This window comes from Lederbergia citrisecunda, from assembly GCF_018343695.1.
GTDB lineage: Bacteria > Bacillota > Bacilli > Bacillales > Bacillaceae_C > Lederbergia > Lederbergia citrisecunda.
On record NZ_JAGYPJ010000001.1, the window covers coordinates 2923225 to 2948960 of the forward strand.

Genomic DNA, 25736 nt, shown 5'->3' on the forward strand with positions numbered 1-25736 from the left:
TTAAACTTCTCCCTTCGGAACCTTCACTTTATTTTTTTGTAAAAACGCACGAATCATGAAAAAGCTGACCTCATTAGGAAGCAATTCCTTAATTGGTGTTAGTCTTATTGACTCTGCTTCTTCAATGGCTTTTTCAATTAATTCTTCATATTGATTCGGGATAAATTGATCCCAATCAATCATATGTCCCTCTTCATCACATTTGATTAAATGTGATTCAACCGTTCTTTCAGAAAGTTCCCGTTCCTGCGAAATTTCCGCGATTCCCATGCCATCCTGAAGCATTTGATACGTGACAAGATGGCTTGATTCTTTCGTACTCTTAGAAACAGCCTTCTTCTCCACTTTCATTAAGACAATGGGTTTTCTTTCCACACCTTTTTCTTCACAGTAATCGTTAATGACGGACAAGAAATCAGCTCCATAAGCTTCTAGTTTTCTTTCGCCAATTCCTTTTATTTGCAAAAGCTCATCTTCATCTTTCGGTAATGCTGCACTCATCTCTCTCAACGTAACATCAGAAAAAATAACGTATGGAGGGACTTTCTCCTTTGTAGCAAGCTCTCTTCTCAATTCCCGTAGACGTTCGAATAGCTCATTATCCTCCACAATTTGCGAAATGCGTACTTTTTCTTTACGCAACACTGGCTCTTTTCCACGTAGTACATTCCCTGCACTTTCAGTCAACGTTAGTATAGGATATTGTCCATCTGTCGGTTGTAAATACCCTTCAGCAGTTAAAAAATCAATGAATTCACTAACTTCTTTTTGAGTTCGTTCTTTCAAAATGCCGAATGTCGTAAGCTGCTCAAAACCAAAGCTTTTTATTTTTTTGTCCGCTGATCCAGTCAGTACTTTCGTTATCATCGTTTTTCCGAAACGTTCATTCATTCTCCTTATGCATGAAAGAACTTTTTGTGCATCGATCGTCACATCTACTTGTTCCCGGGAATCAGTACAATTTCCGCACTTTCCGCATTCTGGAGGATTTTCTTCCCCGAAATAATGCAATATATATTGTTGAAGGCACGATTCTGTATGCCCATAAGCAATCATTTTTCGCAGCTTCGAATACTCATTCTCTTTTCGCTCATCATCCATTTCTGATTGTTCAATTAAAAAAGATTGAATGTGAGTATCTTGTGGAGCGAATAACAAAAGACACGCGCTTTCTTCGCCATCTCTTCCCGCTCTTCCAGCTTCCTGATAATATGATTCCATATTACGTGGGATATGATAATGGATAACGAATCGTACATTGGATTTATTTATCCCCATGCCAAATGCATTGGTGGCTACCATAATCATAATATTATCGAATAGAAACTGCTCCTGCTGCCGGTTACGTGCCGCCTCTGACATTCCCGCATGATATTTCCCAGCAGAAACCCCTTTTCTTTCTAATAAAAGATGAATTCGATCCACTTCTTTTCTAGTCGCCGCATAAATGATTCCTGCTTGCCCACTATTTTTTTCTATATAATTTAATAAAAAGCGATCTCTATCCTCGCCCTTCACAACCTGGAAATGTAAATTTTCCCGTTCAAAACCTGTCATAACAACATGTTCTTTATGAATATGGAGCAAATCGCAAATATCGTTTTGAACTTGTGGAGTTGCCGTCGCGGTAAGTGCCAAAATCACTGGTTTTGGCTGGATTTGGCTTATTAAATTTTTGATTTGCAAATAACTGGGACGAAAATCATGCCCCCATTGGGAAATACAATGTGCCTCATCAATGGCAAGGAAGGATATATGAATTTGTTTGAGAAGTCGTAAAAAAGAAGGTACTTCCAATCGTTCTGGAGCAATGTAAACAAGCTTATAGTTTCCATTATAAATACCACTAAGACGTTCATTAATTTCTTCGCTCGGAAGGGTGCTGTTAATATACGTAGAGGGTATACCGGTTTTTTCTAATGCATCCACTTGATCCTTCATTAAAGAAATAAGTGGTGAAATCACAATCGTTATTCCTGGAAAAAGCATTGCCGGAATTTGATAACATAGCGATTTTCCGCCGCCAGTTGGCATGATAGCAAGAGTATCTTTTCCTTCCGACACTTTCTGAATGATTTCTTCCTGTCCTTCACGAAATTGATCATAGCCAAAATATGTTTCTAATAAGTTTTTTGCTTTATTTAACAACAGACTGAACCTCCATATAAGAGATAATTACATTATAGCAAATATAATAGGTGAATAAATCGTATTACATTTAGTAATTAATACATTAAATTGATAGACATACATTCAGATATTTTTTTGGAAGATTTATTGGTAAAAAAGCGTTTTCATGATAGCATAAAATTATCTATCTATAAAAATACTAGTTTTACTATAAAGGAGGTAGTTTTTATGTCAGAAATCAATTTTGCTAAGCTTGAAGCTTTAAGTGATCTTTGTACTCCATGGTGTATACATACAGTTGGAACCTTAAGAATCGCAGATCATATTTCTGAAGGAATCGACCATATTGATGATCTTGCTAAAGCCAGTGGAAGCGATGCTTATGTGCTCCATAATGTGATGCGCCATCTTGTCAGCAAAGGTGTTTTTGAAGAAACAGAGCCTGGTCAATTTGCACTTAATGATGTTTCTAGGGGATTGCTCGAACCATCTCACCGCCCTAACCTAATTGGAATTGGCGGTAGAATGGCTTACGCATGGGGGACCCTTCCTACTTACGTTCGAACTGGAACCTCGGGATATCATGAACAGTTCGGTCTCCCTTTTTGGGAAGATCTTGCTGTAAATCCTGATGTTGGACAGAGCTTCGATGATCTAATGGGAAAAGCTGGGCACGGGGTTCCGGATCCTAATTTCCCGATTACAGGAGATTGGGATTTAGTTCAAACTGTCGTAGACGTTGGTGGTGGCACTGGAGCGATGCTCGCGGAAATTCTTAGTGCAAGACCCCACATCCACGGTACGTTGGTCGATCTTCCTGGAACGGTTGCCCGATCAGCTGAGGTTTTCCAAGATGCAGGTGTAAGCGATCGTGTTACAGCAGTTGGCCAAAGTTTCTTTGATCCCCTACCTGCTGGAGCTGATATTTACCTGCTTAAAAAAGTACTTGGGAACTGGCCGGACAAAGATAAAAAAGAAATTTTACTTCGTTGTGCTGAAGCCGCACGTCCATCTGGTCGAATCGTTATAATGGGTGGAGTAACGCCAGATGAAGAAGCACATCATTTAAGTATTGAAATGGTTCTGCTAGGAGGAAAGCCGATTCCCTTGTCTGAATTCAAAGAAATGGCTCGTGAAGTCGGTTTAGAGGTATCCGCTGCCCAAAAGCATGGGGGTTTTTTAGTCGAGTGTCAACCGATCTAAAGGATAAACGAGTATGGTAATAGAAACCATACTCGTTTACTATTAGAATGAAAGCATATGCTAAAGGTGTTTATTTTATGAAAAATACAATCTCTTATTTGATTAAAAAATTAGCTGGTGCAGGTTTCTCATTGTCTATTTTCTTTCTTTTTATGCTATCAACATCCAATATTGATATGTATCGATTCTCCAAGGACATTTCAAATCCTCTTTTATGGCTTGCGTTTTTTGGTTATGGATTTATTTGTTCTATTATTATTGATTTCATTTTAAGTAAGTTCTCCCAAAACAACCTTTCTACCAAAGTAATTTTATATGTGGTGGCAGGATTCTCTATATTTATCATTTTTGGTTTTAATCTATTTACGATAATCGCTGGAACAATTGGTGCTATAGCAGCGCTTCTCTTTTATTTTGGAACAGTTATCGCCAACCAGAAATCCGTAATCAAGTATATATTTGCATTCGTGATGCCGATACTTTTTTTGATTATCATGAATATTGATTTTACGGTTAAAAAACAATGGTCAGAAGTAAAAAAGGAGACATCCTACTCCGCAAGCTTTGATTATTTTAACGGAGAACAACAAATACCTATAAAAGCAAAAGAAGGGCAAACAATTTCTTTTTCAATCGAAATGAACAATGATAATGGAGGTGGGCACGGCCACCACATTTTAAATGAAAAAGGCAAATTGGTTCCGATGATAGAATCAACTGAAAAAAATATGAAGTTCAGCGTTGAGAAAACGGGCGTGTATAGAGTCGTTGTAACAGGTGACGACTTAAAGGGAAGTTTTTCGGTCGATTGGAAAATAGAAGATTTATAGAAAAGCGGAAGTTGCCTGATTAAGCCCTGACAAGCAAATATTCTGAAGTGAAAAAGTAATCCACCCTAGAGTTTTCTTGGGTGGATTTTTTCTAGTAAGTGGAACATTTATTACTGGACCATCTTACGTTTTTGCGCTATTTTCAATTCTATTTTTTCCAACATGTCCTCTGTCATTTTTTCCAAATTATAATCCGGTTTAAATCCCCAATCCTCTCTTGCAGCTGTATCATCGATTGAATTTGGCCAGCTTTCAGCTATCGATTGGCGAACGGGATCGACTGCGTAATCTAATTGAAAATCAGGTATGTGACGTCGGATTTCTCTTGCAATTTCTTCCGGTTCTATACTCATCGCCGTAATATTATAAGCATTACGGTGCTTAAGGAGTCCTGCGTCCGCCTCCATCAGTTGAACGATTGCCTGTAACGCATCAGGCATATACATCATATCCATATATGTTCCTTTATCGATAAAGGAATTGTATCTTCCCTTTTCAACAGCATCGTAATAAATTTCTACTGCGTAGTCGGTCGTTCCTCCCCCTGGAGGTGCCATATACGAAATTAATCCAGGAAAACGGACTCCTCTTGTGTCGACCCCGAATTTTGTAAAATAATAATCACATAAAAGTTCACCCGAAACCTTATTCACTCCATACATCGTTGTGGGGCGCTGAATGGTCACTTGCGGTGTGCCATCCTTCGGGGTAGAAGGACCAAAGGATCCAATTGAGCTAGGCGTAAACATTTGTAGTCCTAATTCTCTTGATGTTTCAAGAGCATTCACTAACCCACCCATATTGATATTCCAAGCTACCAGTGGTTTAGCTTCAGCAACAGCAGATAGCATCGCAGCCAAATGCATAATCGTATCTATTTTATATTTCTTCGCTATTTCAAACATTCTTTTTCCATCGGTTACATCTAAAATTTCAAAGGGACCAGATGTCACGGCAACAGATTCGTTCTTACGGATATCCGTTGCGACCACATTTTCCGCTCCATATAAACCACGAAGTTTTATCACTAATTCCGTTCCAATCTGACCTAGTGCTCCCGTAACCATAATCTTTTTCATATTGCTTCCTCCAGATGTCGGGTTAGATAATGCTTAATTCCTTTCCAACTTTCTCATATATAGAAATAGCCTCATCTAGCATTTCTTTCGTATGAGCAGCAGTCGGCATATTACGGACACGTCCCGTTCCTTTTGGTACAGTCGGAAATACGATGGATTTTGCGTACACACCTTCTTCATATAGGCGTTTACTAAATACTTGAGTTGTTTTTTCGTCTCCAATGATAACAGGTGTAATAGGTGTTTCACTGTGGCCAATATTAAATCCAAGGTTCTTTAAACCCTTTTTCAAATAGTCGCCATTCTCCCATAAACGTTCATTAAGTTCTGTGCTTTCCATTAATATTTCAATTGCCTTCGTTGCAGCCGCTGCATCAGCTGGGGTAACAGCTGTTGAAAATAAGAACGGACGAGATCTGACTTTCAACCAGTCGATTAATTCCTTTTTCCCTGCAACATATCCCCCAATAACACCAATCGCTTTCGACAATGTACCAATTTGGAAATCAACCTTATCTTGAAGGCCGAAATGCTTTACCGTTCCTGCTCCTTTTCCAAGGACACCTGAACCATGAGCATCATCTACATACGTAATCAAGTCAAATTCTTCTGCAATTTCAATGATTTCTGGGAGCTTTGCAATATCGCCATCCATCGAAAAAACTCCGTCAGTAATGACCATAATTTTATTAAATTGGCCAGATTCTTTTGCTTCTTTAGCTTTTTTCCTTAGATCATCCATGTCTGAATGATTGACGCGAATAATTTTTGCTTTTGATAAACGGCAGCCATCTATGATTGAAGCATGGTTTAATTCATCTGATAAAATCGCATCGTTTTTATCCATAACAGCTGAAATTGCCGCCATATTACAATTAAAACCTGATTGATAGGAAATGGCTGCTTCCGTTCCTTTAAATTCAGCTAATTTTTCTTCCAGTTTATCGTGAAGCTTTAATGTCCCATTAATTGTTCTAACAGCACCCGCTCCAACGCCCCATTCTTCTACTGCATCGATGGCTGCTTTTTTTAAGCGTTCATCTGTTGCGAGACCTAAATAATTGTTCGAAGATAAATTGATTTGTTTTTTTCCATTCAATGTAATGATGGGACCATTCGCACTTTCGACGGTTTCGATTTCATTGTAAAGACCTTGATCTCGTAATTGATTCAAATTCTCTGTTAAAAATTGATCCAATGTTTGACTCGACATTTTCATCCCTCCATTATAAATCCGTGACGCGTTGTTGGAATTGCGTCTAAATTTTTATCGAGCTAGCTCCATATATTTTGTTTAAAATCTATAGTATCCGCCCGAAGCTTTAACATAATTTAGCCAAAGTATGAACTTCAGTATTAGATGAAGTTCACTTACATATTGCTAACCAATTACTGAGTTGTAGACGCAATTAATGTTAGTTAAAGTGTTTCCATGTAAGCGCCTTATATACATGTGTCCACAACAGAAATACACACGCACACCAACAACATTGTTGTTATATATAATATACCACATAATAAAAAATATGTTCATATGAAAAGGACAAAAAATAAACAAAAAAACAAACGGAACTTAACACAATGTTAAGTTCCGTTTGTTAAAAGTTTTTATCAAGCTTTTCCAGCACTTTGACACATATTAATTTTATCTGCAGCTACTTTTTTAAGATTTGTGATGGCATCACTGAAATATTTACGAGGATCGTTCTGATCAGGATAATCAATCAAGTATTTACTGAGACCTGCGACAAAAGCATTCTTTAATTCTGTAGCAATATTTACTTTGCAAATTCCCATCCGAATTGTTTCCTGAACTAAAGCATCTGGAAGACCAGAGCCACCGTGGAGTACTAGTGGAACATCCACTACTTGACGAATTTCTTGCAAACGATCCAAATCAAGTTTTGGTTCACCTTTGTATAATCCATGCGCCGTGCCAATCGCAACAGCTAGTGAGTGGATTCCAGTCCGCTCTACAAACTCCTTCGCCTGGGCCGGATTCGTGTAAATGGCATCTTTTTCATCGACACTCATATCGTCTTCGATTCCGCTAAGACGTCCCAACTCCGCTTCAACAAACACTCCATAATTTGAAGCATAGTCGACTACTTCCTTCACAATGGCGATATTCTCTTCAAACGGATGATGGCTAGCATCAATCATGACAGAACCTACGCCCATATCAATCAACCGCTTAATGTCATCAATATTTTCATGATGATCTAAATGAACTTCAAATGGAATACTATATGTTTTTCTAGCAGCTTCCATAATACCAATTAGAAATTCTTCTCCCATATATTTAACCGTTCCTGGTGTTGCAGCAAGAAGAACAGGGGACTGCATTTCTTCAGACGTTTCAAGAACAGCTTTTGCGATTTCTAAATTATGAATATTGAATGCTGGAACTGCGTAATTTCCAGCTTGAGCTAGCTGTAAGAGATTCTTTGAAGCATTTGCCATTTTAGTTTTCCCCCTGGAAAGGATAGATTTTTACACCTTGAACTACTCGATTGATTACACCGGTTGGTGATGGATTATCTGGTGATAGACCACTAGAAAGAGATTTTTCATACGCCCAAAGTTGCGCAAAAATAATATTAGGGAATGCGAGCAGCATATCTTCTTCCTTAGATAAAGGAATATTTATTTGATAATCACTATATTTTTCCACTTCAGGATCTTCAACACCTGAAATCGCAAGAAGTGCTCCACGATCCTGTTCTGCATGTAATTCTTTTAGCATGTCGAGGTCATACTTTCTTGTGTATTCGTGGTTGGATACATAAACAACGACCATCGTGTTCGGATCAAGAATCGATTTTGGACCGTGACGGAATCCTAGCGTTGTATCGAACATCGTAGGAAACTTTCCAGAAGTTAATTCAAGAAATTTTAAAGCTGATTCCCTTGATAAACCTTCAAATACGCCAGAACCTAAATACACTAATTTACCGAGCGGTAATTTTACAAGTTCAGGAATTAAATTTTTGCTTTTATTAAGCATTTCTTCGCCAGCTTTAGCTATCTCCTGAACTTTTTGTGCAAATTCATCTTTATTTTTACTGAACAAATACAAAGCTGTAAGCATCATTGTCGAGTAACTACTCGTCATCGCAAGACCTTTGTCATTCGCTTCTTCAGGAAGAATTAACACAAGTTGTTCGTCTTTTTCACGCTTCCGTTTTGCAAGTGCCCCTTCGCGATTGCATGTAATGGTTATTTCATAGAAATCATTAACAAGCTTTTCCGCTAGTTCAACGGCCGCTACACTTTCAGGACTGTTTCCGGAACGCGCAAAGGATACCATGATGGTTGGAATATTTTTATCTAAAAAAGAATAAGGTGAGGACGTGAGATTAGTCGTCGAAATGGTTTCCACTTCCCAACCTCTATCTCGAATTTCGCGGCGAATATAAGGATAAATCGTTTCACCAATAAATGCACTTGTTCCTGCGCCAGTAAAAATAACACGAGCATGCTCATGCTTTGAATTAATCGCCTGTAAAAATTGTTCCATGTTTTCTTTTTCTGAGGAAAATTGCTCAACTGCTTTAACCCATAAAGATGGTTGTTGCTCAATTTCTCTCATCGTGTGTGATTTCTCCACTTTCATCCAACCTTTCCTTTAATTTAATTCAACTGAATAGGTGAACTTATCTCCCCTTGCAATAGTGACCGTATACTCAATCACTGTATCGCCTTCAAAACTTGTTCGGTTAATTAAGAGGCTGGGCTCTCCTTCTTGTATGTTTAGAAGTGCAGCTTCTTTTTTTGAAGTTGGAATTGCGGCAAATCGTTCGGTAGCCTTTGTGATAATCGCTTGATATTTATCGCGAAAAAGAGTATACATCGGCACCTTTTCTAAATCATCTCCATGTAAATCAGGAAATCTGCTTAGAGGAAGATAAGATATTTCATACATCATCGGTTCATCATCAGCGAATCGAAGTCTTGTTATTTTGTAAATCTTCGTCCCTTCACTGATTTCCATTTTCTTCGCAGTTTTAGCATCACTTTCGATTTCTTCAAAAGCTAATACTTGTGAAGACGGAATTTTATTAATCTTTTTCATTTCCTCTGTAAAACTATAAAATTTAAGAAGACTCTGATTGATGACTTTCGGTGAAACAAACGTACCTTTCCCGTGTTGTTTGTAAATCAACTTTTCTTTTTCAAGCTCATGCATCGTCTGTCTTACAGTCGTGCGGCTCACATTATACATTTCACATAATTCCCGCTCGGAAGGAAGCTTATCATGATCCTTAAGTTCCCCCGATTCAATTTTGCCGATAATTACATCCATTAATTGATAATAAAGCGGCAAACGGTTGTCTTTTTCAACCATCTTTATTTCTCCTTAAAAAGAAATCTTTATCCTTGTCATGTTGTCATGACCAGTTGTGTTTATTATATCATGAGTGTGAAAAAATTGAAGGATTTTTGTTAATGAATTTAGTTGAAATTTTCGATTTGAAAATAGATGTTGTACGTAGCTTCTGGTGGAAACTTGAGTTACCTTGTTTCACTTTTTTAACGTCAAAGGGTACGCGAGCGATAATCGCTTTACCACTTCTCTTCTTTTTCCACTTTAAAGTGAAGTCAAATCCTTTTGGTAAGGTTAATACCCTCAGTCACATAAAAAGCAAAACCTTCTTGCAATTGCAAGAAGGCCTTAACTAAGAATGACTTGATTGATTCACCATTAAGTGTTCCAGTTCCTCGATCATAAGATTTGTTTGGGCATGGTCAGAAACTTTGCTATAGATCGCTTCTAATTCATCTTCATATTTTTTTGCTTCAGCTAAATAAAACTTCCCTAATTTCATTTGTTCACGATATCTAGCTTCAACATTGGCAATTTCTTCAGCAAATGCTTCATCCGTGCCAGGAGCTACAGTCAGCTCATACATATCTACAATTTCATCGCCAGGTCTCGTTGGAAAATACTCATGTGGCAGCGTGCTGTCAAATATAGCCCAGCCTAATTCTCTTACTACCACCATATCAAGGCTCTTAGGGTCAAATCCACAATGGTATATTTCAATATCGAAGCCGTTTTTCTCAGCTTCCGCGGCTATCTTTTTTAATAATGTTGATTTCCCTGTACCTGCCCTACCTTTTATAAAATATCTTGCACTCAAACCTTCAGTAAGATTATCAACAAAATCGACTGGTCCAATAGGAGTAGCCGCGCCTAGGAAACGACGTTTAATATTAGAATCTTTATTAGCTGCAGCACCAGGCTTTTTAAATAAAGTAGATATTAAAGACTTTGCGACATTATCCGCAAGATCGAAGTTCATGTGGTCTATATAAATACGCTCCCACTCATCATGAACCTTGAGTCCAGTTTCATAAGCCTTATATGCATGGAGACACGATTGTTCAATTTTCACCTTAAGATCGATGACCTCGTTGATTTCATCATTCAAATCAGCCGTTCTATCCGATTGATCCAAGTCAATTGTTTCCCATTGTGCAACGATATGTTCTTTCCCCATTTCACGAGGATGATCACCATCCACGATAGCGAAGCTCAACTTTCTAATGATCAATCCCTCAGCTTCATCTGGATTACTGGCTCTATGAATAATTTCCATTGGATAGTCAAAATCATTCCATTTTTTTATTAAATGATTAATAATATTAGATTTTTCTTTTTTGGACTTTCCTGATAAAACAAAGACTCTTTCCAGTTCTGCTAAGTTGGTATCGTATAAACTATAAAATCCTTTAGCTGTATTTCCTCCTGCAAAATACCTTAAAATTTTTTCGCTCATCTATTGTCAACTCCTGTTGAAGAATGATTCCCATTTAGCCTATGCAGAGTGGCTTGGCAAAGTCCATTCATTATGAATACCTATTTTTATCTTCTACATTATGTGAAACTTGGGGAGAAGTATACAGGGATATATCTATTTCACTTTATAATCAAGCGTTACGATAGTGAGGCATACCATACTAAAGTTAGTACAATTCATATCGCCCCTTAGCTTTCCCAAACCATTACGAGGTTATTGCACATGCTTTCTAAAATAAAAAAAACGTTTGATTAAGGCACTTTCTCTTTAATCAAACGTTCGTTTTTACATTCACTTAAATCATAATCTTATGACCCGCTTGAAACGCTATGACATCCTCTACACTTGGAACGGTGCTAGCTCCCCCGATTCTTAATGTAGCCAAAGCTCCACATGCATTAGCAAATACTAATAAATCGTTATTTTTCATTCCATGTAAATATCCATAGATAAGACCTGCATTGAAGGAATCCCCTGCACCTGTTGTATCAATTGGAGTAATTGAATATCCGCTCGCTCTTGTAGAATTTCCTTGTGGATCAATCATCATAGACCCCTTTGCACCAAGCTTCACGACAACATTTTCATGTTGTTCAGGTAAAATCCCTTCAACCTGACTCACGTCTTCTAATCCAAAAATATTATTTATTTCTACTTCACTAGGAATAAATAAACTTACATCCTCCATTAATGAGAGGATTACATCTCTATCCCATTTTTCGTTCGGATCCCATCCTGTATCAAATGAAGTAGTCACATTTTGAGAGCGTGCTTTTATTAAGACATCTTTCCAATGCTTTTTCATGTTTGTCTGTAAAAAATAGGATCCAAAATGGATGTGGTCTGCTAAATCATATATTTCTTCCGGAATATCTTCAGGTCCCAGCTCAGAAATGGTCCCCATGTATGTAAGTAGCGCCCTGTCCTTAGACGTTGATAGCGATAAAGTAACCCCTGTTTGGATATGGGGAACTAGTTTTACGTAGGTTGTGTTAATTCCTTTTTTATTTAATTCCTCTACACAAAAATGTCCGAATACATCGTCGCCGACAAGACCAACAAAATAAACATCCATCCCTAACCCGGCTAACCCAGCAGCTGTGATGCAGGATGATGATCCTAAAACTAAATCAAAGGAATCCACTAACTTTTCTTGATTCCATTGCGGCTCAACATTTTCACCTGTCATGATCAAATCTACGTTAATTTCACCGATAATAAATATTTTCTTTTTTGTCATGATTAATTCCACCTTCTGTTTTATTAAAAAACCATCGCCTGATTTAGTGACTTCTTCACTAGTTAAATAACATTATCTTTACCACTTAATCTTTTAACTTCTTCTTCCAAATAATTAAGCCGTCTATGGATTCTGTAAAACATCGGAAGATAAGCAATAATGATTATAATTAACCACTCCATCCGCACTCACCCCTTTATACTTTCGCTTATTTTAAAAAAGACCTCCAATTTGGAGGACCTTGAATTAATCAAACGTTTGATTACATATATGTTCGCCTTTTACATGAAGTAATCCTTCTACTTTTTAGGTCGTTCTGATTTCCCGATAAAATCAATCGCTTCTCTCGTTTCATCAATGTGCTTCACGGTTTCTTCGTATTGCTGGGCAGCTACACACATAAAAAGAATATCAATGGCATGGAGCTGGGCAATTCGAGATGACGTTGCGCCACTTCTAAATGTAGGCTCTCGAGTAGCGGATGTGTAGAGGCGAATGTCAGCCTGCTCCGACACGATGGATGAACCATACTTTGTCAAACTGATTGTATTGGCTCCTACCTTATTTGCTAATTCAAGAATTGTGGCAACTTCAACTGTGTTGCCAGAAAAAGAAATGCCTACTAATACATCGTCTTTCCCAAAATTCGCAACTACGGTTGCAGCCATATGAATATCATTAAAAGCTGTGGCATGTTTACTAATACGCAAAAATTTTTGTTGGGCATCTTGGGCAATAATATACGATGCACCTACTCCAAAAAAGTGAATAGAACTGGCATTTTCTATAGCATGAATGGCTTTAGTTAGTTCTTCCTCGCTTAGTAATTCTGCAGTTTCTTTAATTGTTTGTATACTGTTTGTCGTCATTTTTTCAATTATTGTATATTTTGATTCGTTTGGTTCAATATCTCGAACTTCTTGCTGTACAGTTTTCTGCAAGTCTCCTGCAATTCTAAACTTCAGATCTTGTAAACCCTTTAAATCAAGCGATTTGCATAAACGAATGACAGCAGCGCCACTTGTCGAACTTCTTTTACCTAACTCACTTGCAGTAAGAGATATTGCATCTCTAGGGTTTTCCAAAATATATGCAGCAATTTTCTTTTCTGAAGGAGGCAATTTCGACAACATTTCAGAAAGCATAACTAAGCCGCCTGTTGCAATAGCCATTCATTACTCAACTCACTTATCAACCGTTTTTTTCATTACATGAAACTGGCGAGTAATCGTAAATCCCGTCTTTTTATAAAGATATCCAGCAGACGTTTTCTCTCCTGTCCATAGGAACCAAGCGCCGTGCAGACCTTCTGCTCTCATACTTTGAAGAGCTTCATGCAACAGAATTTTTCCTAATCCTTTTCCTTGTTGATCAGGATCAACACCAAATGGACCAAAACGTTCAGGGATTCCTTCATATCCGCCATATAAACAAAAGCCTACCATTTTTTCTTCTTCTCTAGCAACAAAAATTCGTTCCATCGGCAGCCCTTGTATAATCCCTTCTCGTATAGCCCTCCCCCAATCAGGATTGAATACCTCATTGGCAAAGCGAATGACCTCATATAAATCCTTATCTTTAGCTTTTGAAAACGAATATCCTTCTTCGATTCTTTGTTTCTTTAAAGCTTTCACTTCTTCAGGAACTTGATAGCCAACTAGACTGCGATCCATTGCAACGGGTGAATATAATTTTTCAAATCCTTGCTTTTGTAAAAATTCATATGCACCAGGATACGCTTCTTCGTCAATACCAGGCAAAATATAGTTAGGTGCATATGACGAAAAGAAAATATTAGTTCTTCCTTCTGATTGTAAAAACCGGACGGCTTCTTTCATCAATTGAGTTCCAATACTAGACATTCGATAGTCTGGGTGAACAAAAAAGAATGGGATCCACCCGTTATCCGGTTCTAAATCTGTACCATACATCGGCAATAATCTTCTTACTGCATATACACAGCCGACTAATTTATCGTTTTTAAAAGCTAATCGCATTCCTTCTGGGTCAAAATTGGCGTCTAGTAATACGAGATTCCGAAATCTTTTTTGATTGATTGGATCCTTGAGGAGAGATTCATTCCATAAGCAAACGATTTCAATTTCATCCCCTGATTGGTAATAACGATATGTAATCATTACATTCACACTCCTTACCCTTTTACTTGTATAACAAATATGGTTCTCTCTGTTTTTCAAATTGAACAATTTGTTCTTCGCAAGATTCCAAAAAGATATTTGATCTTCCATTTAAAATTTCGTTACGGAGTCTTGTTGTCCCGGCCAATAAATCGAAGAAGTACTTCCCATTAGGGTATTCATTAAAGTGAAAATCATTTGGATACATTTCAGCTACAGTTTCTAATAGTATTAACCCTGTTTTTAAAGCCTGAACTTTGCGGCGATCGACAACATGGATTTGAATCCCTTCACAAATCGAATCCTTATGCTTTTGATAAGTAGGGACAAATGAAACGGGTCTCGCCAAGACACCAGGTAGATCATTTTGATTAAAGGCTTTAGCTAACTTATATCCATCAATATACGGTGCTCCCACATATTCAAATGGTTTTGTTGTACCTCTACCTTCTGATAAATTCGTTCCCTCTACTAGACATGTTCCGGGATATAAAATACTCATATCAAGGCCTGTTGTATTAGGAGAAGGAGGAACCCAGAAAAGATTCGTTTCATCATAATACATATGGCGTTCCCAGCCTTCCATCGGAATTACCGACAAGTCACAATCTATTCCAAATTCATGTTTATACAACTGAGCAATCTCCCCTACTGTCAAACCGTGGCGATTTGGAATTGGAAAAAGTCCTACAAAGGAACGTACATCCTCTTCAACCAAATTCCCTTCAATTGAAACTCCCGAAATTGGATTCGGACGATCTAATACAACAAACTCTTTTCCATATTCGGCACACGCCTCCATTACATAAGCCATCGAGTAAATGAATGTGTAGTACCTTGCCCCAATGTCTTGTAAGTCAAAAACGATTACATCAACTGGATCCAACATATCCTTCGAAGGTTTTTTTGAAGCCCCGTATAAACTGAAAACAGGAACCCCCGTATAAGGGTCAATCGACGATTCCACTGCTTCTCCTTCTTTCGCGTCCCCTCTTATTCCATGTTCGGGACCGTAAAGTGCGACCAAATTAATATGTGGATGCTCAAAAAACAAGTCAATCGTTGGGAACAGCTTTTCATTGACACCAGTCATATTCGTCAGAAGTCCAATTCGTTTTCCTTTAAACTGCTCATAATACTTTTCTAAAAAAAGATCCAGACCTAAACGCAATATAACACCTCATTTCTTCTAAAGATAAGAAGAACAGCCCGGATTTTTCAGGCTGTTATTAATACTTAAAATTACAGTTCATACCCAGGCAATGCTCCACCTTTTCTTACATTCGTTCCTCTAGGGAATTTCAATGTTTGGGCATACTTTGTACGATTAACGCATCCTCTTACTGTTCCAAGCGCTTTATAGTAATCATAATATCGAAACGAGGTAGAGTTCATGATGAACCAATAATGAGATAAAGCCTCTAAATATGTATCGAACTCATCTGATACATCAATGAATAGATCTGGATCATAGCCTTCCATGTCTTCCCAGTTTTCACTATGATAAAAACTATAGTAATGAGCAGGTAATCCATCTAAATCAAAGCCTGGAAGTCCAGCTTTCAATTGTGCGGCTTGGACGATTCTATACGTCATAATATGATCTGAATGAATGCTATTTTCCCAGTGAGTGATGACCACATTAGGTCTTAGCTTTCTCATCAACGTGGCTACATGAGTAATGATTTCATCGTTAAATGTTAGTTCTGCATCTTTGTAATCTAGTGTGATTGTCTTAACACCGAGTATTTCGGCAACTTTTTCAGATTCTCTAATTTTTTGTACACGATAATCTTCTACCGAAACATTAGGAGGGTTTCCTTTCTCGCCAGCAGTTAAATGTAAAAATGTGACATTATGTCCTGCCTTAGCATACTTATGGGCGATTGCCCCCGCTTGAATTTCTGCATCTCCACAGTGCGCTCCAACTACGACTAAATTCATCTCTTATCCTCCTCATATTCTCTTTTTATATTAATCTAGTAAGATCAAAAACATGTCAACGCTTACAAATTATTAAAAAGTATTTGCTCAGTCATTACTCCGTGCCAAGCTGACTCTCTGTAGCTTTTAATATAGCCTCTCTTAAAAATCCACCAGTTTCTTCAAGCAATTGATTTGCTTCTGTAAAGGATACACCACTTAAAATCATTAAAATGGCCGGTTTCACTTTTTGATTCGTAAGCTTTAAAGTTTTTTCTGCTTCTTCAAGTGAAACGCCCGTAATGTTCATTACCATGTGGCAAGCTCTTTCCGTCAATTTTTTATTACTTGCATGGAGATCGACCATTAGATTGTTGTAGACTTTTCCCATTTTGATCATCGAAGCAGTGGACAGCATATTTAACACCATTTTTTGGGCAGTTGCCGCCTTTAGTCTAGTTGAACCTGTTAATACTTCTGGACCTACAATCACTTCAATTTTATGATTAGCGTATTGACTGATTTCTGCATCTTCATTACAAGAAAGAGCCACTGTTTCAGCACCTACGCGACGAGCATATTCTAGGGCGCCAATTACATAAGGCGTTCTGCCACTTGCTGCAATCCCAACGACAATATCAGATGGACGGAGAACTCTTGCTTTTAAATCACTTGTCCCTTCTTCTCTACGATCTTCAGCTCCCTCGATAGCTGTTCTAATTGCTTCATCACCACCCGCAATAATACCTTGAACCATTTCAGGAGGGGTGCAAAAAGTTGGAGGACATTCAGATGCATCAAGGACTCCAAGTCTCCCACTCGTTCCAGCACCAATATAAAAGAGACGACCTCCATTTTTAAATGAATGATGAATCGCATCAATTACAGCTGCTATACGTGGTAATTCCAGATTGACAGCTTTCGCAACTGCTTGATCCTCAGAATTCATAAGATTAATAATTTCTAATGAAGACATTTGATCAATATTAACAGTACTTTGATTCATTTGTTCAGTGGTTAAATTTGATAGGTTTTCCTGCATGAATACCAGCCTTTCTCATGTTGGCTTGTGATTTCATTATACATAAAACCGCACAGTACTGAAATATTAATTCTAAATTTATATAAATTTGTTGAATCTATATTTCACCACTTTAAAAACTGATCCCAATATTGAATCCTTTCCAAGTATCAATATTGGGATCATTTATCTAGGAAGGCAAATTCTTTTCGCCTTCTAAAGCCATATTCTGTTTGGAAGCCTCTCTAATGCGCAGCCATAAAGCAGTAAAACCTATAACTCCTAATAAAGAAATCAAGGTAGTAATCTGATACATCATATTAGGACCTAGTTCTTGGAACATCCATCCTCCAATCATTCCAGCCATAATTCCTGAAATGCCTCCCCATGTCAATCCATAAATGGCTTGGCCACTTGCTCTTAGTTCAACAGGAACCAATTTTGCCGTTAATGTAGTACCAATATAGAAATAACCACCAAACGTGATACTATGCAACATTTGCAAAAATATCACCTGCATCGGGTCTGTGGCAATGGACATTAAAAACCAGCGAATGACAAATAGAACACTGACAATAACTAAACACCCGATCATCGTAGAAGTATTTCTTTTTAAATAACGATCAAACAGCAAAAAGACCGGCACTTCAAAAATAGCCGTTAAAAATGCAGACCACCCAATCATCACGACTGATCCGCCAAGCTGTTTTATATAAAGCGAAATAAATGTTAGATTAATCGAATTTGGAACAGAGATTAATACTCCTAAAATAACGAATACCAAAAAATACTTATTTCCAAAAAGCGCTTTAGCATAGCCGCCTTTTACAATTTTCTTTGTTCCTTCAACTTTCCCTTGCGGCAACTTAAAACCGAATAGAATCGTCAAGATAAGCATAAAGCTATACACGATCCACAAATTTTTAATACCTATCAAATCAATAAACGGGCCAGCTCCAACTGCCATGATAGCCCATCCTAAAGATCCCCAAAGACGGAAGGTCCCAAATTTATACGGCGTCCCTTCAATCGTATTCAAAATTAAGCTATTGCTTTGTGAAAATAATGGAGTTTGGAAGTTAAAAAATAGTAACATTGCAATAAAAACGAGCGGAAGGGAATTTAATTGAAAAACAATTTGTATGATAATAAGATTCCCTATTAACATAATTAGTAGGATTTTTTTAATGTTTTGAAGGCGGTCGCTCCAATATCCCCAAAATGGATTTGCAAAAATAGATACGAATGGGCCACCTGCCATCAGCATCCCTATTGCCACAGTAGTAAACCCTACTTCTTGAAAATACAAAGGAATAAAAGACATTAAAACTGAAAGAGCACCATATAGAAAAAAGTTAAATAGTTTTACGGTCAGTAATCCTCGTTTGTAATCATCAGATGTATTTATCAAACTTATTTTCCTTTCTACTGTTAAAAAATACGGTACGACTAATCCTTATGAATCTGATTAATCGTACCTAAAATAATGTATTATATTGTAACTGATGTAGACGTTTTCAAATTAGCTAGTTCTTCTGCTGAAACCTCTTCCCCACGTTTATCAGAAAGATAGATTCCATCACTAATCAGCATCGTTTGCAGAGCAATGTCTGCAGTTGGCAATAACTCTACCCTGCCTTGAAGGGCAGCAATCCAATGATGTTGAGATGAGTCGTAAGCGTCCTCATTTTCTCTTAGATTATGCCAACGGTAATCCGTTAAATCTAGATTAACTGTGCTATCCATATCCATATCGCCAATCGTGGAATGGAAACTAAATTGATTTTGAGTACCTTCGCCAAATACAGGTAAACGTATACCACCTTTTGAACCTAATATACTGGGACCTTCGAACCCGCCTAAGTGAACAGACCAAGATTCAATAATATCGAGCGTAAGGTTATTTTTGAATTTAACGAAACCTAATGCCAACTCCTCAACATCAAAGCCGCTCTCTTCACGTCTTCTTGGATCCATATCCATTTCTTGATACACTTTTCCGGAGATGCGGGTTGGAGTCGGTAAGTCTAGTAGGTAAAGCATTTGCGCAATATGGTACACTCCCATATCAATGAGTGCGCCACCGGTAGCGGTTTCTTTTTTCGTGAAAAATTTCGTACCATAGCCATCGACAAATGGACGATTTCTTCTTCTAAATCCGGTTGAACGAGCGTGATAAATGTTACCTAGTTTTCCTCCATCAATTAACGCTTTTGCAGCCTTCGTTTCTTTGCGATAAAGCGTTGCCAATTGAATATGAAGCATTTTTCCAGTTTCTTTTGCCGCTTCTACCATTCTTTTTCCATCAAAGTAAGTTCCTGCAATTGGCTTTTCACAATACACATGTTTCCCAGCTTCTAAAGCAGCAATCGTCATTGGGGCATGGAAATTATTATGTAAGCATACATCCACAGCCTCAATATCATCTCGACTCAACATTTCACGATAATCAGTGTACACACTCGGAATATTATATTGCTCAGCCACTCTTCGCGCTTCTTGTTCATTAACATCACAGACAGCCACAATTTCTGCATCTGGGATGCTCGCATAGTTTTGCAAATGTGATTTTCCGATCTGCCCGACGCCAATAACACCAATTCGTATCTTTCTCATCATATCCCTCCAATTCTATAAATCAATGAATCTTATAATGTAGCTAAAAGAGGATGTTCAAAAGTTCGGTAAAAATGACACAGCGAATTTCTTCGTTGGCTTGTGTCTTCGCTACTCATGTATTTAAAGGCATACATTCCGCTACTCGAAACTGCGCCGCCTCGAAATTCTTGGTCCTTTTTATCCTCCTTTTAAACACGCTTTAAAATACGTTTTACTGTTCCTAAAAGCCACTCAATTTCAATATATTGATTTTTATCGGCATTATACTCAATGCCCCAATAGCCATCAAAGCCGTTTTCCTGCAGCATACGGATTTTATCTTGTGCATCTTCGGCTACTGCCGTTCCAGCATCAAAATGTGTGTGACATACCCAAGGCGCCACCATTTCATCGCCTTTTTCAGCCTCTTCTTTCCATCTTCCAATATGTAAGAGTATACCGAAGTTTGGATGATCAACTGCCTCAGCGATTTTTCTCAATTGGACAGGGCTCAATGAAGGTCCAATATGATTTTCAGGTCCGACCATATAACCATTTTGTGCCCCACGCTCACAATACTCACGATAGCGTTTTACAATATATTCGAACTGCTCATCACTCATATTCATATCAAATTCAGGGTTGTTGCCAAATACTCCGCCAGTATCGATACGTACTGTTTTGGCTCCAAGGATTTCTGCAGCCTTCAGATGACCTAAAGCATTTTGATATAGTTGTTCACGCTTGTCCGAGTCGGCGTCCCAAATATGCGCGCCATCTATCGCATAGTTGATTAATGTAAGGCCCTTTTCGTCCATGGCTTCACGTACTTTTTTCAAAAACTCCTCATCAGGCACTCTTGAAAAATCAGGTTCACCAATCGTAAACTGACCGTTCCAAATATCCACTGTGTCTAATCCATAACGATATTTTACCGACTCTAAATACCCAAAAATGTCCATTTTCCCTTCCAAAAACGTGTTAAAGAATGAAAAACCACCAATTGAAATCTTCACTTCTAAAAGCCTCCTTTTGGATAAATAAATTGTCCCTTTGGCAGAGCTGCGTCCTGAAATACTACAATTTCTCGCTGAAGCAACTCGCCACATCATTCAGCTCTCCAACTAAATCCTCTGAAGAAGTACTTGCTGAATTAATTATTCCAGTGGATGAAATAATTAATAATATTATATCATTATGGTCTGTTTAATCAATATATTACGAGTTTTTCCACAACTTTTTTTAAAAAAATTAACGTACTATTTTGGTTCTAAACATTTGGTGAAGGCCAATTGTTGCAGCTCCAATTGCTGGGCCATCACTTTTCCAATGAGATGTATTAACTGGTGTGGGATTTTCAGGAGTATCTTCATATGTATGAATCAATTCTGTTAGTCGCTGGGCTAACTTCTCGTTCGAAGCAATCCATCCACTTAATATTAATTGCTCAGGATTTAAAAATTGAATAACATTCCCACAATATTTAGCGATTTCATGAATCATTTTATTTAAATCTTGCTCATATGGATGAATGCCTTCTAAAGCGAGCCCGATAAATTTTTGAATGACCACTTCTTTATCAGCTTCAAAAAATTCCTCATGATATTCAGATTTGAGCCTTTCATACAATGTATCAATTCCATAGGAGTAGAAATCTCCTATTTTTCCAGCCTGACTCGTTGCCCCTCGATAAATTTGATTATTAATAACAAAGCCAGCCCCTATACCATAATCAATTAAAATATACACGATTGTACTTTTCCCTTTCGCTGCACCACTGAATCTCTCAGCAAACCCAGCCGCTTCAATATCATTTACGATGTGAATCGGAATAGGATACGCCTCGCTAAGATACGTTTGTAAAGGAAAATTTCGAACTTGCAAGTATTTTGAACCTATGATTGTTTTCTGTTCCTCATCAATAATTCCAGGGACTGCAATACCAATCCATTTGATTAACTCGTGATTGATGTTTTGTTTATTAATAAAACGTTCAATTGCAATCGGCAAATTTTCCCGGAGAGATTGTTCCCCAATAAAGCAATCCATTTTTTCTGCTCGAATCACTTCTCCTCGTAAATTTAGCAAAATAAAAAGCGAAGATTCCCTTGATAAATCAATGCCGATAACATAGCCATTTTCAGCATTGATTTCCAGCATTGTCATCTTTCGGCCAACTCCTGATCCAGTTGTACCAGTTTCATGTATAAGGCCCTCTTTGATAATTTCTTCTACCAACACTGAGACCGTAGTTGGACTTAGTTTCGTACGCCTTGCAAGCTCTACCCTTGAAATGGGTGCGTGGAGATAGATTAAATTTAATAAAAGGGACTTATTAATTTCCCTAAGCATTTGTTGATTTCCTCTAATTTTCATATTACACACCTTCTACATCTTCGTTTTTATTCATGTATTTATATTCTTGTACACAAGGTAAAATTTCATTTATATATTTTCTATTATACATGAATCGGGATATGTTAACTTTTTCAGCTGGGTTGATAATTAGTTGAGATTCGAAACAGAACGAATACAATTGATGAAATCCAGACCTTTAATAAAAAAAACAGACTCGCTTGAGTCTGCGTTAAAACTGCGATCGTATTAAGTTATGTAGCCTCGGTCTTAACCTTAAGATCCCTTGCTGATTTTTAGCATGTACTCGATTCGTCAATAAAATGACATGAAGTTGGATTTGTGGATCAAACCACATACTTGTTCCTGTAAAACCTGTATGTCCGTATGATGAATTGGAGAATAGGTCTCCGCAAGATAATCTGGGACTATTAATCTGCCAACCTAGGCCTCTTCCTTCTTCATCAAATGGTGTAAAGTTTCGTTTAGACAGTTCCAAAGCTACTGTTGAGATAATCTTTCTTCCTTTAAAGCTTCCACTATTTTCTATCATAAGTGCGAAATTAGATAAATCATTTAACGTTGAAAATAAACCAGCGTGCCCACTCACTCCGCCCATTGCTTCCGCAGTTTCATCATGAACGACGCCATATTTGTAATCATTTAGTGTTTCACTGAATTCTGTCGCAGCAAATCGCTCACGACCTAATGGAAGATTAAATCCTGTTTCATACATCTCTAATGGAGATAGGATCTCCCTTGAAACATATTCCGCAAATGGCTCCTCAACTACCTTTTCAATTAATGAAGCGAGTAAAATAAAGCCCAAATCACTGTATACTACTTTTTGGCCAACTGGATTTTCAAGTTCCTCGGCACAAATTTTTTCAATGATTTGTTCCGTATTTAATCCATCCTTGTAAAAAGGACGAAGCGCAGTCAACCCCGAAGTGTGTGTAAGCAAATGACGAATCCGTATTTCCTCTTTTCCGTTTTCACTGAATGAAGGAAAAAAGTAGGAAATCGAGTCATCCAGTCTTATTTCACCCTTGTCCAATAATTGTAAGGATGCAGTCATCGTCGTCAAAATTTTCGTCAGTGAGGCAAGATCAAATACCGTGTCCAGTTGCATTGGTTCTCTCGATGGATAGAGGGTTCGATAGCCTACAGCTTCTTCCAAAACAGGAGTACCTTTATGTGAAATATAAATTGCAGCACCAGGAATATTTTCTACATCAATTTCTTTTTGTAAAAAATGGATGACTTTTTCTTTCATTCTCAACACCCCCTATAGTTGCTTTCGATATTTCCGATATTCTTTCCAAATTTGGTATCCCATTTGTCCATAAAAATCAACGATGGTTGTCCAATCTATAACGATCTTATTAATTCCGCGGCTCCGTAATATTGAAATACCGGCCAATACGGCTGCTAATCCATATCCTTTTCCACGCTCCTCTGAATCTATCCCTACTGACCCGATTCCACCTAGTGGTTCAGGAAACAAAGGCGACCAGTACACATTGTTGTAAATAACAGGAGATTGTTCATCACTAATTCTACAAGAACCAATGATTTTACCCTCTTTCTTTAAAACAACAAATTCTCTTCCTTTACCGCCCTTTTGAAAATAGCGAATCGTTTCATATTCCCATCTTCCAGGAAAGGCTTTATTCATAAATCTCAACAATTCATCTTTATCTTCTAATGTTAAAATCTCTATTTCTACACCATCGAGGACAGGGAATTCTGATTCCAAGCTCGGATCATGATGAGCGAGCAAATCGAATTCATTCCCTAAATACTCATAACCTTTATGTTCAAACCATTGAGCGCTTTTTTCATAATCAGCTGGAACACTCGGAAAATAGTGCAATGGATCTCCACCAAGTTGGATTTCCGCCGCTCCATCTGCCTTCAATGCAGTTTCAGCTTTTTCGAGGAGTAAAGAGCCGATTCCTTTGTTACGTTCCTTTTTACTGACCACTAGAACCTGAATCCAACCGATATCTCTTGGCATAGGTACAGACATTGGGTCTTGCCAGCGCTTACTAATGATAAAGCCGATCACATGATCTTCATTATTTACTGCTATACACGAACCTGGAAGAAACATATTTTCATCTTCGAAGCTGTTTTGTATAAACAACTCTTTCCTCATTGGAAATTCCGCTGAAAATTCATTATTCCATAACTCTACTAATTCATTGATTCTATTAATATCTAGTGGAATGATCCTCATATTCTACCTCCAATTATATTTCTATCATTAGGTGGAATGGTAATGGAACCAAGAATGACCGCACTTCCAGCTCCTGTTGCCTTCGGGACGTTGGACGGCATCCCGTTCATTGTTTCATTGCCCAATATAGCAAATGCAACCGCTTCCTTCGCTTCCGAGGAAAATCCAATGTCTTCTTGTGTCAATACGGTGATATTGGGCAATAATTCCTTAATCATGCGTAGTAAAGTTTCGTTATATCCGCCTCCACCGCCAATAATCATCTCATCGATATAAGTTTTTGGAAAAATAAATTGCGTATACGAATCAGCAATCGAGAGTGCAGTAAAATAAGTAGCTGTTGCAATCAGATCATCATCACGTAAATGTCTCCAGTTTTGAAGTAGTTGCTTTGTAAATTGTGAGCCAAATAATTCACGGCCTGTTGATTTCGGTGGTGACGTCTTGAAAAAATTCATTTCCAGCCATGATTCGGCTATTTCTTTATGGACAATCCCTTGAGAAGCCCATTTTCCATCTTGATCAAAAGGTACACCCTTCAACATTTTACATAGCTCATCGATCACCATATTACCCGGACCCGTGTCAAACGCGACAACATCATCCAATGTCCCTTGTTTCGGTAAGACCGTTACATTTCCGATTCCACCGATATTTTGCAGTGCCCTACCCTTCAAGTTGCTTCGATATAGCAAAAAATCAGCATAAGGTACAAGAGGAGCTCCTTCGCCACCGGCAGCCATATCCATCGAGCGAAAATTTGATATGACTGTAACACCCGTTTCATAAGCAATAACAGCGGGCTCGCCTATTTGTAAAGTAGATTTTACGAAACGACCTTCTTGCTGTGGAAAATGATAGATTGTCTGCCCATGGGAAGCGATAAAATCTATTTTACTTAATGGTATACTCGCTTTCTCGCACACCTTTTTTGCGGCATTCGCAAATAAATAGCCGAGTTTAAAATTTAAGCTACATATAAGAGCTGAATTCGATTCATTGATATTCATACATTGTAATATTTCTTCTGAAACATTAGAGGCAAAGGGTAATGTAATAAAATCAATTAAATCGACTTTTGTATGTACTCCAAAACCGTTCAATCTCACTAATGCTGCATCAATTCCGTCAACAGAAGTCCCTGACATTAAACCGATAGCGAGTTTCTCCATA

22 protein-coding genes are annotated in these 25736 nt (G+C 37.9%); 2 read left to right on the plus strand and 20 right to left on the minus strand.

What is annotated here, in order from left to right:
• Positions 1-2148: a DNA helicase RecQ gene (recQ, locus tag KHA93_RS14345; protein ID WP_213111348.1), complete on the minus strand. Its 2148-nt coding sequence runs from the start codon at positions 2146-2148 to the stop codon at positions 1-3.
• Between the two features lie 210 nt (positions 2149-2358).
• Between recQ and KHA93_RS14350 the strand changes: the two genes are divergently transcribed.
• Positions 2359-3333, plus strand: a complete 975-nt coding sequence (locus tag KHA93_RS14350) for a methyltransferase (protein ID WP_213111349.1) — start codon at positions 2359-2361, stop codon at positions 3331-3333.
• A gap of 77 nt (positions 3334-3410) precedes the next feature.
• Positions 3411-4163 (plus strand): hypothetical protein, encoded by a 753-nt coding sequence (locus tag KHA93_RS14355; protein WP_213111350.1) that lies wholly within the window; start codon positions 3411-3413, stop codon positions 4161-4163.
• Positions 4164-4273: 110 nt separating this feature from the next.
• Here the strand turns inward: KHA93_RS14355 and KHA93_RS14360 are convergent, their stop codons facing one another.
• The 19 genes from KHA93_RS14360 to anmK form a co-directional block, all read right to left on the minus strand.
• Positions 4274-5242 (minus strand): L-threonine 3-dehydrogenase, encoded by a 969-nt coding sequence (locus KHA93_RS14360; protein WP_213111351.1) that lies wholly within the window; start codon positions 5240-5242, stop codon positions 4274-4276.
• Between the two features lie 22 nt (positions 5243-5264).
• On the minus strand, positions 5265-6455 hold the full coding sequence (locus tag KHA93_RS14365; protein WP_213111352.1) for a glycine C-acetyltransferase: 1191 nt from the start codon (positions 6453-6455) through the stop codon (positions 5265-5267).
• Between the two features lie 398 nt (positions 6456-6853).
• The gene (gatY, locus tag KHA93_RS14370; protein WP_213111353.1) at positions 6854-7705 is read right to left on the minus strand and encodes a tagatose-bisphosphate aldolase subunit GatY; all 852 of its coding nucleotides are present in this window, start codon (positions 7703-7705) and stop codon (positions 6854-6856) included.
• A gap of 1 nt (position 7706) precedes the next feature.
• A complete protein-coding gene (locus tag KHA93_RS14375) occupies positions 7707-8852 on the minus strand; it encodes an SIS domain-containing protein (RefSeq protein ID WP_213111354.1) in 1146 nt (381 codons plus the stop codon).
• An 18-nt stretch (positions 8853-8870) separates the two neighbouring features.
• Complete coding sequence (locus KHA93_RS14380; protein ID WP_213111355.1) at positions 8871-9590, minus strand: GntR family transcriptional regulator; 720 nt, start codon at positions 9588-9590, stop codon at positions 8871-8873.
• Between the two features lie 331 nt (positions 9591-9921).
• Positions 9922-11025 (minus strand): hypothetical protein, encoded by a 1104-nt coding sequence (locus tag KHA93_RS14385; RefSeq protein WP_213111356.1) that lies wholly within the window; start codon positions 11023-11025, stop codon positions 9922-9924.
• 316 nt (positions 11026-11341) lie between these two features.
• Positions 11342-12286 carry a carbohydrate kinase family protein gene (locus KHA93_RS14390; RefSeq protein WP_213111357.1) on the minus strand — a complete coding sequence of 315 codons (945 nt, stop codon included), beginning with the start codon at positions 12284-12286 and terminating at the stop codon, positions 11342-11344.
• A 299-nt stretch (positions 12287-12585) separates the two neighbouring features.
• Positions 12586-13458: a MurR/RpiR family transcriptional regulator gene (locus KHA93_RS14395; protein ID WP_213111358.1), complete on the minus strand. Its 873-nt coding sequence runs from the start codon at positions 13456-13458 to the stop codon at positions 12586-12588.
• Positions 13459-13470: 12 nt separating this feature from the next.
• Complete coding sequence (locus KHA93_RS14400; protein WP_213111359.1) at positions 13471-14424, minus strand: GNAT family N-acetyltransferase; 954 nt, start codon at positions 14422-14424, stop codon at positions 13471-13473.
• Between the two features lie 22 nt (positions 14425-14446).
• Positions 14447-15595 (minus strand): exo-beta-N-acetylmuramidase NamZ family protein, encoded by a 1149-nt coding sequence (locus KHA93_RS14405; protein WP_213111360.1) that lies wholly within the window; start codon positions 15593-15595, stop codon positions 14447-14449.
• A 71-nt stretch (positions 15596-15666) separates the two neighbouring features.
• Positions 15667-16368: a PIG-L deacetylase family protein gene (locus KHA93_RS14410; protein ID WP_213111361.1), complete on the minus strand. Its 702-nt coding sequence runs from the start codon at positions 16366-16368 to the stop codon at positions 15667-15669.
• Positions 16369-16462: 94 nt separating this feature from the next.
• Positions 16463-17389, minus strand: coding sequence for an N-acetylmuramic acid 6-phosphate etherase (gene murQ / locus KHA93_RS14415; protein WP_213111362.1), 927 nt, complete (start codon positions 17387-17389; stop codon positions 16463-16465).
• A gap of 169 nt (positions 17390-17558) precedes the next feature.
• Complete coding sequence (locus tag KHA93_RS14420; RefSeq protein ID WP_233711171.1) at positions 17559-18779, minus strand: MFS transporter; 1221 nt, start codon at positions 18777-18779, stop codon at positions 17559-17561.
• Positions 18780-18859: 80 nt separating this feature from the next.
• Positions 18860-19984 (minus strand): Gfo/Idh/MocA family protein, encoded by a 1125-nt coding sequence (locus tag KHA93_RS14425; protein WP_213111363.1) that lies wholly within the window; start codon positions 19982-19984, stop codon positions 18860-18862.
• Between the two features lie 191 nt (positions 19985-20175).
• Positions 20176-20982 carry a sugar phosphate isomerase/epimerase family protein gene (locus KHA93_RS14430; RefSeq protein WP_213111364.1) on the minus strand — a complete coding sequence of 269 codons (807 nt, stop codon included), beginning with the start codon at positions 20980-20982 and terminating at the stop codon, positions 20176-20178.
• A 235-nt stretch (positions 20983-21217) separates the two neighbouring features.
• Positions 21218-22342: an ROK family transcriptional regulator gene (locus KHA93_RS14435; RefSeq protein ID WP_213111365.1), complete on the minus strand. Its 1125-nt coding sequence runs from the start codon at positions 22340-22342 to the stop codon at positions 21218-21220.
• A gap of 211 nt (positions 22343-22553) precedes the next feature.
• A complete protein-coding gene (locus tag KHA93_RS14440; RefSeq protein WP_213111366.1) occupies positions 22554-23597 on the minus strand; it encodes a serine hydrolase domain-containing protein in 1044 nt (347 codons plus the stop codon).
• 12 nt (positions 23598-23609) lie between these two features.
• Entirely contained in the window at positions 23610-24563 is a 954-nt protein-coding gene (locus KHA93_RS14445) for a GNAT family N-acetyltransferase (RefSeq protein ID WP_213111367.1), read from the minus strand.
• Positions 24560-25735, minus strand: a complete 1176-nt coding sequence (gene anmK / locus KHA93_RS14450) for an anhydro-N-acetylmuramic acid kinase AnmK (RefSeq protein ID WP_213111368.1) — start codon at positions 25733-25735, stop codon at positions 24560-24562. Before anmK ends, KHA93_RS14445 begins: the two co-directional genes overlap by 4 nt.
• Position 25736 lies beyond the last annotated feature (1 nt).